Genomic DNA, 14,312 nt, shown 5'->3' with positions numbered 1-14,312 from the left:
TATCAGTCTGTGCACGTCAACTATTGAAACCGCCGTGTACCGAACGGTACGCACGGTGGTGTGAGAGGACGGCGGTTAGTCACCGCCTCCTACTCGATTGTCAGACCGTACGTCATCGCAGTAATGAGGAATATAAGGAGAAATAAGATGTGTTGATGGAATAGGAATGAATAGGGTAGAATTCATTTTGAAATTTATTTTCTTTGGAGATTTGACTTGCTAAGAATATGAAAAAAGAGTATAGTGATTATATCTGTTAGATTCCAATGAAAAGAGTAGGAGGACATCGATATGAAGGTTTTAGTGACAGGAGGAGCTGGTTTTATTGCCAGTCATACGAACGTGGAGCTTTTAGAGGCTGGATTTGATGTGGTGGTCATTGATAATCTGGTGAATGCAAGCAAGGAGTCCATTCGTCGTGTGGAGAAGCTTACAGGGAAGAACGTGCCTTTTTATGAGGAAGATCTGATGCATGAACAGGCGGTTTATGACATTTTTGAGAAAGAGAACTTTGATGCGGTGATCCATTTCGCTGGTCTGAAGGCAGTGGGTGAGTCCTGCCAGAAGCCGTTGGAATATTTTGATAATAATATTACAGGAACATTGAATCTCCTGAAGGCAATGAGAAAATATGGCGTTAAGAATCTGGTATTCAGTTCTTCCGCGACCGTATATGGTTTGCCGAAGACCGTGCCGATCACAGAGGATTTCCCATTGTCAGTATCCAATCCATATGGACGTACGAAGCTGATGATCGAGGATATGCTTCGTGATATTTATAAGGCGGATGACAGCTGGAATATTGCACTGCTTCGTTATTTCAATCCAATCGGAGCACATGAGAGCGGTGAGATCGGAGAGGATCCGAATGGCATTCCGAACAATCTGCTTCCATATGTGGCAAAGGTTGCAGCAGGACAGTTAGAGTGTGTTCATGTATTTGGTAACGATTATAATACGCCGGACGGTACCGGTGTGCGTGATTATATCCACGTTGTTGATCTTGCTAAGGGTCATATTAAGGCGTTGGAGAAGTTGGAGCAGAATCCGGGTCTTGTTACATACAATCTTGGCACCGGTGTTGGATACAGTGTACTGGATATCATTCATAACTTTGAGAAGGCTTGCGGTAAGGAGCTTCCATATGTGATAGATCCGCGCAGACCCGGAGATATTGATATCTGTTATGCAGACTGCACGAAGGCGAAGGAAGAGCTTGGCTGGGAGGCACAGTATGGCATCGATAAGATGTGTGAGGATGCCTGGAGATGGCAGAGCAAGAATCCAAACGGATATCGCAGTTAATTTGACAACAGATATATTCCATGATATACTTGGATTTGTAAGTTTCGTGAGTTGATAACCATGAGAGATTTAGAATCGAATATTTCATGATTTGATGACCATGATATATTTGGAATTGAGTATTTCACGAGTTGATAACCGCGAGACACTTCAACACATATAAATGCGAGGAAGGGAAGAAGTAGTACCAGAGGAAACCTACAGAAAGCAGCCGGTTGATGAGAGGCGCAGGGGCATCCTGATATGAATACATCCCAGAGCAGCCGGCTGAAGGTTACAGTAGGTCCGGACGGCATTGCACTCCGTTATTGTGCAGGGATATAGAGGTATCCTGCAGAGCTTCTCATCGTGAGGTGAGGAGGAATAAAGGTGGTAACACGATTACATCGTCCTTTATCGGCATTTGCCGGTAAAGGACTTTTTTTGTGCAAAAATGCACAGAATCAAAAAGAAAGGAAAAGAACAATGACAACTTACGACGAATTAGTAGCAAGAGGTTTGATCGCTCAGGTAACGGATGAGGAGGAGATCAAGGAATTAGTTAATGACGGAAAGGCTGTCTTTTATATTGGTTTTGACCCGACAGCAGACAGTCTTCATGTAGGTCACTTTATGGCACTCTGTCTGATGAAGCGTCTACAGATGGCTGGGAATAAGCCGATCGCATTGATCGGTGGTGGTACTGCAATGATCGGTGATCCGAGCGGCCGTACGGATATGCGTCAGATGATGACAAAGGAGACGATCGCACACAATGTTGACTGCTTTAAGAAGCAGATGAGCCGTTTCATTGATTTCTCTGATGGGAAAGCACTTATGGTCAACAATGCAGACTGGCTTTTGGATCTGAATTATGTGGAGCTTCTTCGTGATGTAGGACCACATTTCTCTGTAAACCGTATGCTTACCGCAGAGTGTTACAAGCAGCGTATGGAGCGCGGTTTGAGCTTTTTGGAGTTTAACTACATGATCATGCAGAGCTATGACTTCTATGCATTATTCCGGAAATATGGCTGTAATATGCAGTTCGGCGGTGATGATCAGTGGAGTAACATGTTAGGTGGTACGGAGTTGATCCGTCGTAAGCTTGGTAAGGATGCGTATGCAATGACGATTAATCTTCTTTTGAACTCTGAGGGTAAGAAGATGGGTAAGACACAGTCCGGTGCGGTATGGCTGGATCCGAACAAGACGTCTCCGTTTGATTTCTACCAGTACTGGAGAAATGTGGCAGATGCAGATGTGTTAAAGTGCCTGCGTATGCTGACATTCCTGCCGTTAGAGCAGATTGAAGAGATGGATCACTGGGAGGGAAGCCGTCTCAATGAGGCAAAGGAGATCCTGGCATTTGAGCTGACCAAGCTGGTTCACGGTGAGGAAGAGGCACAGAGGGCACAGGAAGGCGCGAGAGCACTGTTTGCCGGTGGCGGAAATACTGCCAATATGCCTGAGGTTCAGCTTAGCGATGAGGATTTTGAAAATGGTGAGATCGGTATTCTCAGACTCCTTGTGAAGGCTGGTCTGGCGTCCTCCAACGGAGAAGCACGCAGAAATGTTGAGCAGGGCGGTGTCTCCGTGGATGGTGAGAAGATTACTGACGTGAAAGCACAGATCACAAAGGACAGCATCGGTGAGGACGGAATTGTTCTCAAGCGTGGTAAGAAGAAATTTATGCGTATTGTGGTAAAATAATCATTTGAAATTGCACTTAAAAGTGTCAATAAAGAATTTAGAAGTTTTTAATCAATAATGTCCATGAATTGGACAAAAATATACCGGTTCCCCAAAGTTCGTGATGATTGGCAGGTATCCAGAGGTCTGGAAGCTTATCAATCAGCGGATGATTGGGAACCGGTTTTGTTTTAAAAAAATTAATCCATACATAAAAGAGAAAGGATCTGAGCATACACATCTTCGTTTTTCTCTTTGAAACGACGGCAGACATCAACTGCCTCCTCTTCGCTGGTTACATTCAGTGAAACTTCAAGAAGCTTGCTGCCACGTTCGTAAATGCAGCCGGTAGCAAGGTACTCGTTCGGACGGATCATCGTGTAATCGGTCTTGATGGAGGTTGTCTCCACGATCGCAAGACGGTTCTTCTCAAGATATTCATCAATCTGGCGGCAGGTATCCGTAGGAAGCTGATTACCAAAGAAACGAAGCGTCTCCTTGCCGATCTCCGCAATGGTGTAGTAGGATTTTTCGTGTGTCTGATCCACGAGGATCATGGCATCCTCCGTAAGCTCCGATAAGGTCTGCTGAATAGACAGATAATCGGTATATCCCGTTTCCAAAATGAAATCAGAGAGAATAGCATTTGGCATAGGCTGGTCTGCCTGATTCAGAAAATATAGGATGATCAGCTTATATAGCTGCAGCGACTCTGGTGTCATAATGGTACCTCCTTTGCGTTTTATATAAGGCATCCCTGATAGAGATGGGTTTGTTTCATCTGATGTGCGATGGTATTTAAAATATCGCGCTTGTGCAGACTCCATGTCGGAGCCAGTAAAAGATCCTTTGGCCCGTCCCCTGTAATGCGGTGTACCACGATATCCGGTGAGAGATGGGCAATACAATCAAGTAGAATAGCAATATATTCGTCTTTTGTCAATGGGTCAATGAGACCTTTTTGCCAGTCATCGGCAAGTGTTGTTCCTTGCAGGATGTGAAGCAGTTGTAATTTGATACCGTTAATCCCAAGTGTGTTCAGGTAGCGGATCGTTTCCAGCATGTCCTCAGGTGTTTCTCCGGGAAGTCCGAGAATGACATGGACGATCACCGGAATACCATGTTCTTTAAGGCTTTGAACCGTCTCCTCAAAGCAGGAGAGCGGATAGCCTCTGCGGATCAGCTTTGCTGTGCGTTCATGCATTGTCTGCAGCCCAAGTTCGATCCAGACCGGCTTTTGCTGATGACACGTTGCAAGCAGTTCATGAGTCTCTGGTGTAAAGCAGTCCGGACGTGTGGCAATGGATACGCCGGCAACAAGAGGATGGGACAATGCTTCCTCGTAGAGAGGACGCAGATAGGAAATGGGAGCGTAGGTATTGCTGTAGGATTGAAAATAAGCAATATAACGGTTTCCACAATATTTCCGGCTGTCTTTTAGCCGGCGGATCCCCTCATCAATCTGGCGAGTCACAATGCCTGCATGATATGTGAGAGCAGAGTAAACGTGCGTACCATGAACCGGAACAGGAGATAAGCAATCTCCTGTAATATTGCGAGAAACTGCAAAATCACCGGAACCTCCTTCGCTGCAGAAGCTGCAGCCGAGCCTTCCCTTTGTGCCGTCACGGTTGGGACAGGTCATACCGCCATCAATCGCGATCTTGTACAGCTTTTCTCCAAACTGTTGCTTTAAATAACAGTCCAGAGAGTAGTAGGGCTTTCCGTTCCATTGTCTGCAATGCATTTCGTAAGCAGCTTCCTCAGGGGAATGACTTCGTCGGTGTCTGCCCATCTTAGTGAATGTGATCCTTGATCGCCCGGGATACAACCTCGGCAACGCGTGGATCAAACGCTTCCGGAAGAATATTATCTTCGTTTAGATCTTCATCGGCAACAAGTCCTGCAATGGCATAGGAAGCGGCAAGCTTCATTTCCTCAGTGATCTGGCTGGCACGTCCCTCGAGAGCACCCTTGAAGATGCCCGGAAATGCAACAACATTGTTGACCTGATTTGGAAAATCGGAGCGACCGGTACCAACAACACGCGCACCGGCTTTCTTTGCAACATCCGGCATGATCTCCGGTACAGGGTTCGCCATGGCAAACAGGATCGCGTCCCTGTTCATGGAAGCAACCATCTCCGGTGTGACGATATTTGGAGCGGATACACCAACGAAAATATCAGCACCCTTCAGAGCATCGGCAAGAGTACCTGTCTTGCCGGTCAGGTTGGTAACCTCCATCATGTCCTTCTGCATCCAGTTAAGATCGGCAGATTCTCTGGAAAGGATACCGGACTTATCACACATAACCACATCCGGGAAACCGAAACGAAGCAGCAGCTTGGTAATCGCAATTCCGGCAGATCCGGCACCGTTGACAACAACGTGGCAGTCCTCTTTCTTTTTATTGACAACCTTCAGTCCGTTCATGATGCCGGCAAGAACAACGATTGCTGTACCGTGCTGGTCATCGTGAAAGACAGGAATATTTAATGCTTTCTTGAGACGCTCCTCAATTTCGAAGCAGCGTGGTGCGGAGATATCCTCCAGATTGATGCCGCCGAAAGCAGGAGCAATATTGATCACGGTCTGGACAATCTCATCCGTATCCTGGGTATCCAGGCAGATCGGAAATGCATTGACACCGCCAAACTCTTTAAAAAGGACAGCCTTTCCTTCCATAACAGGCATTGCAGCCTCCGGACCGATATTACCCAGTCCTAAAACAGCACTTCCGTCAGAAACGACGGCGACGGTGTTCGACTTGATGGTGTATGTATATGCCGCTTCCTTATCCTCGGCAATGACTTTGCATGGTTCAGCAACGCCCGGAGTATATGCAAGTGCCAGATCTTCTCTGGATTTTACCTGACATTTCGGTGTTGTTGTGATTTTTCCGTTCCATTCTTTGTGAAGCGATAATGCTTTTTCTTTGAGATCCATAATTCAATCCAAACCTTTCTATAAACGTGTTCTTGGCGTAAGCCATATAAATCAATCATATCATATTTTATATATGAAAACAAGAAAATCCGGTTGGGTATTTACAGATTGGGGATTTTTGTATATACTTAAGAAAATTGATCTGTCAGACGGAATTCATTTGTTCTATCGTTGATTATTTCAGAGTTTATTTCGTTGAAGATTCATTAAATTTCAGAGGATATATAATTAAATAGTTATTCCAAATGGAGGTAATGCATGGAAGAGTTAGAAAAAATGTCATTGGTGGAGTTACGTTTATACGGCAGAAAGCTTGGCATGAAAAACGCAACGACATTCAAGAAAAAAGAATTGATCGGAGAGATTCAAAAAATTCTGGCATCCGGGGAGACACCGGAAGCAGAGAAAACTGCGAAAAGTTCTGCAAAAGGTTCAAGAGAGAAGAAATCAGATACGACCGAGGGGAAAAGAACAGCAAAGACAACGGCAAAGCCGGCAGGAAGAAGAACAGAGAGACGTCCGGCAAGAAAGAATGATTATGAGGACAGAGGTGCGGCAGGAAGCAGAGCACCAAGACCGGTTGTCCGTGGCGGATATACCTCGAATCTGCAGGAAATGCATACCGTCCGTGAGGACCGCAGATATGGATCCGGCAGAGATAACCGTTATAACCGTGACGAGAGGAATAACGGACGTGAGGACCGCTACAGCCGTGACGAGAGGAATAACGGACGTGAGGACCGCTACAGCCGTGACGAGAGAGGTAACGGACGTGAGGATCGCTACAGCCGTGACGAGAGAGGTAACGGACGTGAGGATCGCTACAGCCGCGATGAGAGAAGTAACGGACGTGAGGAACGCTATAGCCGTGATGAGAGGAATAACGGACGTGAGGATCGCTACAGCCGTGATGAGAATGGAAATAATCAGGAAAACTACAGTACACATGACAGGAATGCGGCTCATGACGATTCACAGCATACCGGTCATGTAAATATGAGAGGCGATGCAGCGACGATGCCGTTTTCTGAGCTGGCACAGCTTGACAGTGGCGAGACAAAGACAGGTATTCTTGAAGTAATGCCGGAGGGATATGGTTTTGTGCGCTGCGACAATTATCTGCCGGGCGAGGCGGATGTTTATGTATCTCCTGCAATGATACGCCGTTTTGGCCTGCGCACCGGTGATATTCTTGTGGGTAATACAAGAATTAAGAATCAGAATGAGAAGTTCAGCGCTCTGCTTTATGTGAATACGGTCAATGGCTTTAGTCTGGAGGAGACGGCGGCAAGAGCGAAGTTTGAAAATCTTACCCCGATCTTTCCGAATGAGCGGATCCGTCTGGAGGTGCCGGGAGCCGGAAACAGTAATATTTCAATGAGAATGATGGATCTGATCTCGCCGATCGGAAAAGGACAGAGAGGAATGATCGTATCCCAGCCGAAGACCGGTAAGACGACACTGTTAAAGCAGGTAGCAAAATCAGTCACACACAATCATCCGAATATGCATCTGATCGTTCTTCTGATCGATGAGCGTCCGGAGGAGGTGACCGATATCAAGGAATCGATTCAGGGAGAGAATGTAGAAGTGATCTATTCCACCTTTGATGAGCTTCCGGAGAATCATAAGCGTGTATCGGAAATGGTGATCGAGCGTGCAAAACGTCTGGTGGAGCACGGCGGTGATGTGATGATTCTTCTGGATTCCATTACACGTCTGGCGAGAGCGTATAACCTGACTGTTCAGCCAAGCGGTCGTACATTATCCGGTGGTCTTGATCCGGCAGCACTTTACATGCCGAAGCGTTTCTTTGGTGCGGCGCGTAATATGCGCGAGGGCGGAAGTCTGACCGTGCTTGCAACAGCACTGGTGGATACCGGCAGTAAGATGGATGATGTTGTGTTTGAGGAGTTTAAGGGAACCGGTAACATGGAAATGGTTCTGGATCGAAGTCTTTCTGAGAAGCGCCTCTTCCCGGCGATCGATCTGCCGAGATCCAGCACGCGAAGAGACGATCTTTTGTTAGATCAGGAGGAGCTTGAGGCGAATTTCCTGATCCGTAAGGCGTTTGGCGGTTCCAAGTCTGAGGAGGCAGTGGAAAATATTATTTCCATGTTCCGCAAGACAAAAGATAATAAGGAACTGATCCAGCTTGTCAAAAAAGTGAAAATTGTCTGAGAAAAATGCTTGCATTTGAAATTATGCTATGATATACTGAGTAAGTTGTGTGTAAGTAATAGGTTATCCCTGTCAGGATAACGAAAGGAGGTTACTAACATCATGAGAGAAGGAATTCATCCTAATTATTATCAGGCAAAGGTTGTCTGCAACTGTGGAAATGAGTTTGTAACAGGTTCTACAAAGGAAGAGATCCATGTAGAAATCTGCTCTAAGTGCCATTCATTCTACACCGGACAGCAGAAGGCTGTTAAAGCTCGTGGTGCGATTGATAAGTTCAATCGTCGTTATGGCATTAACGCAAACTAGCGGGATATCTGGCCGGTTTTCCGGTCTTTCAAATGGTCACAGTACCTTTGTGGTATTGTGACCATTTGTGTTAAAAACAGTTTTCGTTGGAATGCATTATTGAGGAAGGATAATTACTATGAAATCATCAGGAATTGGCGGGCAGGCAGTGCTCGAGGGCGTTATGATGCGCAACCACGACAAATACGCCGTGGCAGTCAGAAAGCCCGATGGAGAAATTTCTGTTAAAAACTGGGACACACGAAGTATCCGGGAACGCAATATTTTTCTGCGGCTTCCGATCATCAGAGGTGTTGTCGCATTTATAGAGTCGTTGGTGCTTGGAATTAAGACGCTGACGTATTCCTCCGGCTTTCTGGAGGAGGAAGAGGAACGTTCCCTGCAGCAGGGAGAGACGCAGGTGTCAGACCGGAGAGAGGTTCTGGAGAATGTTCTGATCGTGACATTGTCTATTTTGCTGGCAATCGGATTTTTTATGATCCTGCCGTTTGCCGTGTCGGAGCTGTTTCGTGGCAAGGTGCATTCGCAGACAATGCTCACAGTGATCGAGGCTGCATTGAAGATGCTTCTGTTTCTCGGGTATGTGGTTGCAATATCATTTCTAAGTGATATTAAGCGTACCTTTATGTATCATGGCGCAGAACATAAGACGATCAACTGCGTGGAGAACGGACTTGATCTGACGGTTGAGAATGTACGGACACAGTCGAGATATCACAGACGATGCGGGACAAGTTTTCTGCTTGTGGTAATGATCGTCAGTATTATCTTTTTCATGTTTATAAGGATTGACAATCTGTGGCTCAGGATGCTGTATCGTATTCTGCTGATCCCGGTTGTAGCGGGTGTTTCCTTTGAATTCATCCAGTTTGTCGGTAATTCGGATAATCCGGTGGTTCTGTTTCTTGGAAAGCCGGGAATGTGGCTGCAGAAGCTGACGACCAGGGAGCCGGATGACGGAATGATCGAGGTTGCGATCGCATCGGTAGAGGCAGTATTTGACTGGAGAGCCTATCAGGCAGGAATCCGGAAGGAATTAAGCAGACGCAAGCGTCATAAGAAGCATCGTGAGCGGGAAGAAAAGAAGGTCATTCCGGAAGATAATGTTCAGGATGCCGATTACGAGCAGTCCTTCGCCGCACCGGATCCGGTGACTTCCATGGAGCTGAGTACAGAGGATGAGAAAGCCTTTGACAGACCGCAGGAAAGCAAGAAGGAAGAGAAAGCTTCCACAGCAAAGAAGTCTGAGGCAGAAGAGGAAGCAAAGGAAGAGAAGACTTCTGTAGCAAAGAAGAAATCAAGTACAGAAAAGGCAGAAAAAGCTTCCACAGCAAAGAAGCCGAAGGCAGAAGAGGAAGCAAAGGAAGAGAAGACTTCAGCAACAGAGAAGAAGACTGTGGCAAAAGAAGAGAAGGTCTTGGCAGTGTCTGAGAAAGAAACCGAGGCAGCAGTCAGGGAAGAAAAGGCTGTCCGGAAAGAAAGAAGAAAATCTGACCGCAGACCGGCGAAAAAGAAAAGTATTTTTGATAAGCTTCCACGTTCCAAGAAGCGCCGTGAACTGGAGGAGCGCGAAGCAAGATACCGCAACCGTGCGGCAGAGCGTATGCGCCAGATCAAGGAGCAGGAGGAAAGAGAGGCTGCTCATGAGCGGGCATATCAGGAGGCGAGAAAGCGGACGGCAGAACGAATTGCAGCAACGCAGGAGCTGCCAAAGCTGCAGCTTGATCAGGATAAGGACGAGCTGAAGAGTCTGGATCGTTTCTTCGATGATAAATAGCAGCCGGCGTCTGACGGGGGTTGGAAAGGAATGAGTGTTTGCGTGGTCTATAGAGAGCTTCTGGAAGAAGGAAAGCACATTCTGGCTCAGGCAGAAATTGTCGATGCGGAATGTGATGCATGGCTTTTGCTTGAGCATGTCAGTGGAATGAACCGGGCGCAGTTTTTTCTGCATCAGCAGGATACGGTGCCGGATGAATTGGAAGCGGATTATCGGGGAATGCTCCGAAAAAGAGCAGAGCATATTCCACTGCAGCATTTGACGGGGACACAGGAGTTTATGGGACTTGAGTTTCAGGTGTCACCGGATGTGCTGATTCCGAGACAGGATACAGAGCTTCTGGTGGAGAAGCTGTTGCCGCATATACAGGGGAAACGGGTACTCGATGTGTGTACCGGTTCCGGTTGTATTGCGATATCGTTAGCCGTGCTTGGAAAGCCGGAGCAGATGGACGCAGTGGATCTTTCTGAGAAGGCGCTTATCCAGGCCGGAAAGAATGCAAAGAGGCTTGGAGCGGACGTTTCGTTTTACCGGAGTGATATGCTGGATGAGATCAACGGCAGGTATGATGTGATCGTATCAAATCCGCCGTATATTGCATCTGATGTGGTAGATGAACTGATGCCGGAGGTGCAGGAGCATGAGCCACGCATGGCATTGGACGGCGGTGCAGATGGACTTGATCTTTACCGCAGGCTGCTTGCACAGGCACCGGAACGGTTATTGTCCGGCGGACTTCTCGCCGTGGAGATCGGATATGATCAGCGGGAGGCTGTGATGGAGTTATTCCGGGAGCAGGGATTTACGGATGTGTATTGTGACCGTGATCTGTGCGGCAATGACAGAGTAGTAATGGGAAGATATCAATAAATTGGACTGATAAGGAGGAAAACAATGTTTGATCGTTTAGAGGATTTGGCGCGGAGTCTGGAAGAAATTAATATGCAGCTTACGGATCCGGATGTCATTAATGACCAGAATAAGTATCGTCAGCTCATGAAGGAGCAGAGCGAGCTGACACCGATCGTGGAGAAGTATCAGGAATATCGTGCGGCAAAGGACGGCATCGAGGAAAGTCTGCAGCTTCTTGAGGAAGAGAATGATGAGGAAATGCGTGAGCTTGCCAAGGAAGAGCTGTCAGAGTGCCGTGCAACGGTAGAAAAGTGCGAGCAGGAGCTTAAGATCTTGATGCTGCCAAAGGATCCGAATGATGATAAGAATGTTATCGTGGAGATCCGTGGCGGTGCCGGAGGAGATGAAGCAGCACTTTTTGCGGCAGATCTGTTCCGTATGTATTCGAAGTTTGCCGAGACGAATCACTGGAAGGTAGAAGTGATGAGTGCCAACGAAAACGGAATTGGTGGATTTAAAGAAATAGTATTTATGGTAAATGGTCTGGGAGCGTATTCCAAGCTGAAATATGAGAGTGGTGTACATCGTGTACAGCGTATTCCATCCACCGAGTCCGGCGGAAGAATCCACACCTCTACGGCAACCGTAGCGATCATGCCGGAGGTAGAAGAGGTTGACGTACAGGTTGATCCGAAAGATTGTAAGATCGATGTATTCCGTGCATCCGGAAACGGTGGTCAGTGTGTCAATACGACAGACTCTGCGGTACGAATCACACATATTCCGACCGGTATTGTCGTTTCCTGTCAGGATGAGAAATCGCAGCTCAAGAATAAGGACAAGGCGATGAAGGTACTGCGTTCCAGAATTTATGATCTGGAGCGGGAGAAGGCGGAGAGTGAGCAGTCAGCAGAGCGCCGCAGCCAGGTTGGTACCGGTGATCGTTCCGAGAAGATCCGTACCTACAATTTCCCGCAGGGACGTGTGACCGATCACCGTATTAAGTTTACAAGTCATCGTCTGAATGAGATCCTTGATGGAGATCTGACCGAGCTTCTTGATAATATCATTGCGGTGGATCAGGCGGCGAAGTTGGCGAAGATGAATGAAGAAGCATAAAATAATGCGTGTAAGCTCAGCATTTGACAAAAAATTAAACCGATTATTAAATACAGAGGAATCAAGATAATGGAATTTTGGGATATATACGATGAGAATAAACAGCGTACCGGACGCACGATGAAACGCAACGACTGGTGTCTGAAGGAGGGAGAGTACCATTTGTCTGTACTCGGAGTGATCAGACGCCCGGACGGAAAGTTCCTGATCACAAAGCGTGCCATGGATAAGGAATGGGCACCGGGCTGGTGGGAAGTTCCGGGAGGCGGTGCACAGGCCGGAGAGGATTCTGCCGATGCTGTTGCCAGAGAAGTGTTCGAAGAAACCGGACTTGATGTGTCAAAGGCAGAGGGCGGTCTTTTGTTTTCCTATCGCCGGGAGAACATCAAGGAAGGCGATAATTACTTCGTGGATGTTTACCGGTTTACCATGGACTTTGAGGAGTCCGATGTCAAAGTTCAGCAGGAAGAAGTAAAGGGCTTTGAAATCGCAGATCTTACGGAGATTGAAAAGTACGGAAACGAAGGAATCTTCCTTCATTATGACAGTATCCGTAAGGCATTCGAATAATTTACGAAAACTTTCCATACCAACAACAGATGTGAGTGTGTCCATAATATTTTTTATGACATATATTTTCGAATATGATTTTTGCTTTGTAAATTTTTTAAAGCTCTGGGAGATTGTGTTTGGAAATTGTCTTGTCGCTCTACGGTTTTCAAAAAATCTAAATGCTTTGCTGTTTCGATGTTTGATGAACGCATCTTCCCGTACTCGCCTCAGGGTGGGATTCAGGTGTTTCAAAGGGCACTTGCGCTCGCCACTACTTGAGCCTTGTTTTTTAAGGCGCTATGTAGTGCTGCGTAGCGCAGTGTAGCGGAAGTGTGCCCGCTGAAATAACTGAGCCCACCCGAGAGGCTCAAGTCGTCCAGATGCGTATTCATCGAAACATTGCAAAGCAAAGATTTTTCAGAAAACCTAACGATCTGCGTCAATTTCCAACCACAATCTCCCAGAGTAGTTAAACGTCAGAAGCAAAAATCATAATGCAATTTCTCAGAATAAAAAATATTATGGATATACACAAATTTGAAGTATGGAAAGTTTTCGTAATTTATGATGCTCATTATATCATATATCTGCGCACGTTTTCTGCGCATGACGGAGTTTCGAAGAAACTCCTAATATGAGTCCTTTAGGACTCATTATATCATCATAAGTGTACCTAAGGTCAGCAGCCCCAAACCGGCTGCTGATTTTTTTGTGAGTTTTTCGCGGAAGACAATCCGTGAGAATGCGATCGTGACGAGAAGACTCAGCTTGTCGATCGGAACGATGACGCTGGCAGGTCCCTCCCGGAGAGCACGGTAGTAGCAGAGCCAGGATGCACCGGTGGCAAGTCCGGACAGACAGATGAAAAACATTTCCCGGCGGGAAATGCCGTGAAGCTCCGATGCTTTTGACTTGGCAAATACCATGATCCACGCCATGAAAAGTACAACGGTAGTACGGATCGCTGTTCCGAGATTGGAGTCGATACCGCTGATTCCGATCTTACCAAGGATGGCGGTCAGACTGGCGAAAACCGCAGACAATATCGCATAGATCAGCCAGCTTTTCTGCCCGGAGTCGGCATCGGTTGCGTCTGATTCCTTCTTTGTGATCATCAGAAATGTGCCGATGGCGATCAGGACAACGGCTGTACCCTTTTTCAGACTCATTCCTTCATGGAAGAAGATCAGTGCGAGTAGAATTGTTAAGATCGTGCTTGACTTGTCGATCGGAACGACTTTATTGATGTCGCCCTTCTGCAGGGCGTGAAAATAGCAGAGCCAGGAAGCACCGGTGGCTAAGCCGGACAGGATCAGAAACAAAAGAGTCGGTCCGGAAATCTGTCCAATGCCACGGTATGCCCCGGTCAGAGCTGTCAAAAGCCAGGAAAATAAAAAGACAACGCAGGTGCGGATCGCCGTTGCTATGTCAGAATCTGTTTTACGGATGCCACATTTGGCAAGTATGGAAGTGATGCCGGCAAAAAAGGAAGAGCCGACGGCATATAAAAGCCACATAAGATCCCTCTTTTCTGAATGTATCAATGTTGTTGATCTTAAAGTATATCATAAACTCATTCTGTTGTGTTCATGATAACT

12 protein-coding genes and 1 other annotated feature are annotated in these 14,312 nt (G+C 46.8%); of the genes, 8 read left to right on the top strand and 4 right to left on the bottom strand.

What is annotated here, in order from left to right; translation table 11 throughout:
- Positions 1-291 precede the first annotated feature (291 nt).
- Both galE and tyrS read left to right on the top strand, forming a co-directional pair.
- The gene (galE, locus tag ACZLMD_RS11940) at positions 292-1,305 is read left to right on the top strand and encodes a UDP-glucose 4-epimerase GalE (RefSeq protein WP_022306139.1); all 1,014 of its coding nucleotides are present in this window, start codon (positions 292-294) and stop codon (positions 1,303-1,305) included.
- Between the two features lie 159 nt (positions 1,306-1,464).
- Positions 1,465-1,702, top strand: a binding site (T-box leader).
- 68 nt (positions 1,703-1,770) lie between these two features.
- Positions 1,771-2,997 carry a tyrosine--tRNA ligase gene (gene tyrS / locus ACZLMD_RS11935; protein ID WP_489495790.1) on the top strand — a complete coding sequence of 409 codons (1,227 nt, stop codon included), beginning with the start codon at positions 1,771-1,773 and terminating at the stop codon, positions 2,995-2,997.
- Positions 2,998-3,176: 179 nt separating this feature from the next.
- Here tyrS and ACZLMD_RS11930 read toward each other — a convergent pair whose 3' ends face one another.
- Genes ACZLMD_RS11930 through ACZLMD_RS11920 form a run of 3 tightly spaced genes read right to left on the bottom strand, consistent with a single transcriptional unit; the run spans position 3,177 to position 5,924 of the window.
- Positions 3,177-3,698 carry a DUF4364 family protein gene (locus ACZLMD_RS11930; protein ID WP_022306137.1) on the bottom strand — a complete coding sequence of 174 codons (522 nt, stop codon included), beginning with the start codon at positions 3,696-3,698 and terminating at the stop codon, positions 3,177-3,179.
- A gap of 20 nt (positions 3,699-3,718) precedes the next feature.
- The gene (mnmL, locus tag ACZLMD_RS11925; RefSeq protein WP_482523471.1) at positions 3,719-4,723 is read right to left on the bottom strand and encodes a tRNA modification radical SAM protein MnmL/YtqA; all 1,005 of its coding nucleotides are present in this window, start codon (positions 4,721-4,723) and stop codon (positions 3,719-3,721) included.
- Between the two features lie 49 nt (positions 4,724-4,772).
- The gene (locus tag ACZLMD_RS11920; RefSeq protein WP_482523472.1) at positions 4,773-5,924 is read right to left on the bottom strand and encodes an NAD(P)-dependent malic enzyme; all 1,152 of its coding nucleotides are present in this window, start codon (positions 5,922-5,924) and stop codon (positions 4,773-4,775) included.
- A 258-nt stretch (positions 5,925-6,182) separates the two neighbouring features.
- Between ACZLMD_RS11920 and rho the strand changes: the two genes are divergently transcribed.
- From rho to ACZLMD_RS11890, 6 genes are all read left to right on the top strand, one after another.
- Complete coding sequence (gene rho, locus ACZLMD_RS11915; protein ID WP_482523473.1) at positions 6,183-8,105, top strand: transcription termination factor Rho; 1,923 nt, start codon at positions 6,183-6,185, stop codon at positions 8,103-8,105.
- Positions 8,106-8,207: 102 nt separating this feature from the next.
- Positions 8,208-8,414, top strand: a complete 207-nt coding sequence (rpmE, locus tag ACZLMD_RS11910) for a 50S ribosomal protein L31 (protein WP_022306133.1) — start codon at positions 8,208-8,210, stop codon at positions 8,412-8,414.
- Between the two features lie 118 nt (positions 8,415-8,532).
- Positions 8,533-10,191 carry a DUF1385 domain-containing protein gene (locus tag ACZLMD_RS11905; protein WP_489495789.1) on the top strand — a complete coding sequence of 553 codons (1,659 nt, stop codon included), beginning with the start codon at positions 8,533-8,535 and terminating at the stop codon, positions 10,189-10,191.
- A 30-nt stretch (positions 10,192-10,221) separates the two neighbouring features.
- Positions 10,222-11,061 (top strand): peptide chain release factor N(5)-glutamine methyltransferase, encoded by an 840-nt coding sequence (gene prmC / locus ACZLMD_RS11900; RefSeq protein ID WP_022306131.1) that lies wholly within the window; start codon positions 10,222-10,224, stop codon positions 11,059-11,061.
- A 24-nt stretch (positions 11,062-11,085) separates the two neighbouring features.
- Positions 11,086-12,162 carry a peptide chain release factor 1 gene (gene prfA / locus ACZLMD_RS11895; RefSeq protein ID WP_022306130.1) on the top strand — a complete coding sequence of 359 codons (1,077 nt, stop codon included), beginning with the start codon at positions 11,086-11,088 and terminating at the stop codon, positions 12,160-12,162.
- Between the two features lie 69 nt (positions 12,163-12,231).
- A complete protein-coding gene (locus tag ACZLMD_RS11890; RefSeq protein WP_022306129.1) occupies positions 12,232-12,732 on the top strand; it encodes an NUDIX hydrolase in 501 nt (166 codons plus the stop codon).
- A gap of 635 nt (positions 12,733-13,367) precedes the next feature.
- Here the strand turns inward: ACZLMD_RS11890 and ACZLMD_RS11885 are convergent.
- Positions 13,368-14,231, bottom strand: coding sequence for an EamA family transporter (locus ACZLMD_RS11885; protein WP_486818339.1), 864 nt, complete (start codon positions 14,229-14,231; stop codon positions 13,368-13,370).
- Positions 14,232-14,312 lie beyond the last annotated feature (81 nt).

The sequence above is a fragment of the Jutongia sp. genome, from assembly GCF_057878315.1.
Note: the sequence above shows the minus strand (reverse complement) of the source record. Positions and strands in the feature narration are given on the sequence as shown.

Coding starts and splice junctions, on each gene's coding strand:
- ACZLMD_RS11930 (WP_022306137.1), bottom strand. CDS start 3,698: ATGACACCAGAGTCGCTGCAGCTATATAAGCTGATCATCCTATATTTT.
- rho (WP_482523473.1), top strand. CDS start 6,183: ATGGAAGAGTTAGAAAAAATGTCATTGGTGGAGTTACGTTTATACGGC.
- tyrS (WP_489495790.1), top strand. CDS start 1,771: ATGACAACTTACGACGAATTAGTAGCAAGAGGTTTGATCGCTCAGGTA.
- mnmL (WP_482523471.1), bottom strand. CDS start 4,723: ATGCATTGCAGACAATGGAACGGAAAGCCCTACTACTCTCTGGACTGT.
- ACZLMD_RS11890 (WP_022306129.1), top strand. CDS start 12,232: ATGGAATTTTGGGATATATACGATGAGAATAAACAGCGTACCGGACGC.
- prmC (WP_022306131.1), top strand. CDS start 10,222: ATGAGTGTTTGCGTGGTCTATAGAGAGCTTCTGGAAGAAGGAAAGCAC.
- prfA (WP_022306130.1), top strand. CDS start 11,086: ATGTTTGATCGTTTAGAGGATTTGGCGCGGAGTCTGGAAGAAATTAAT.
- rpmE (WP_022306133.1), top strand. CDS start 8,208: ATGAGAGAAGGAATTCATCCTAATTATTATCAGGCAAAGGTTGTCTGC.
- ACZLMD_RS11920 (WP_482523472.1), bottom strand. CDS start 5,924: ATGGATCTCAAAGAAAAAGCATTATCGCTTCACAAAGAATGGAACGGA.
- ACZLMD_RS11905 (WP_489495789.1), top strand. CDS start 8,533: ATGAAATCATCAGGAATTGGCGGGCAGGCAGTGCTCGAGGGCGTTATG.
- ACZLMD_RS11885 (WP_486818339.1), bottom strand. CDS start 14,231: ATGTGGCTTTTATATGCCGTCGGCTCTTCCTTTTTTGCCGGCATCACT.
- galE (WP_022306139.1), top strand. CDS start 292: ATGAAGGTTTTAGTGACAGGAGGAGCTGGTTTTATTGCCAGTCATACG.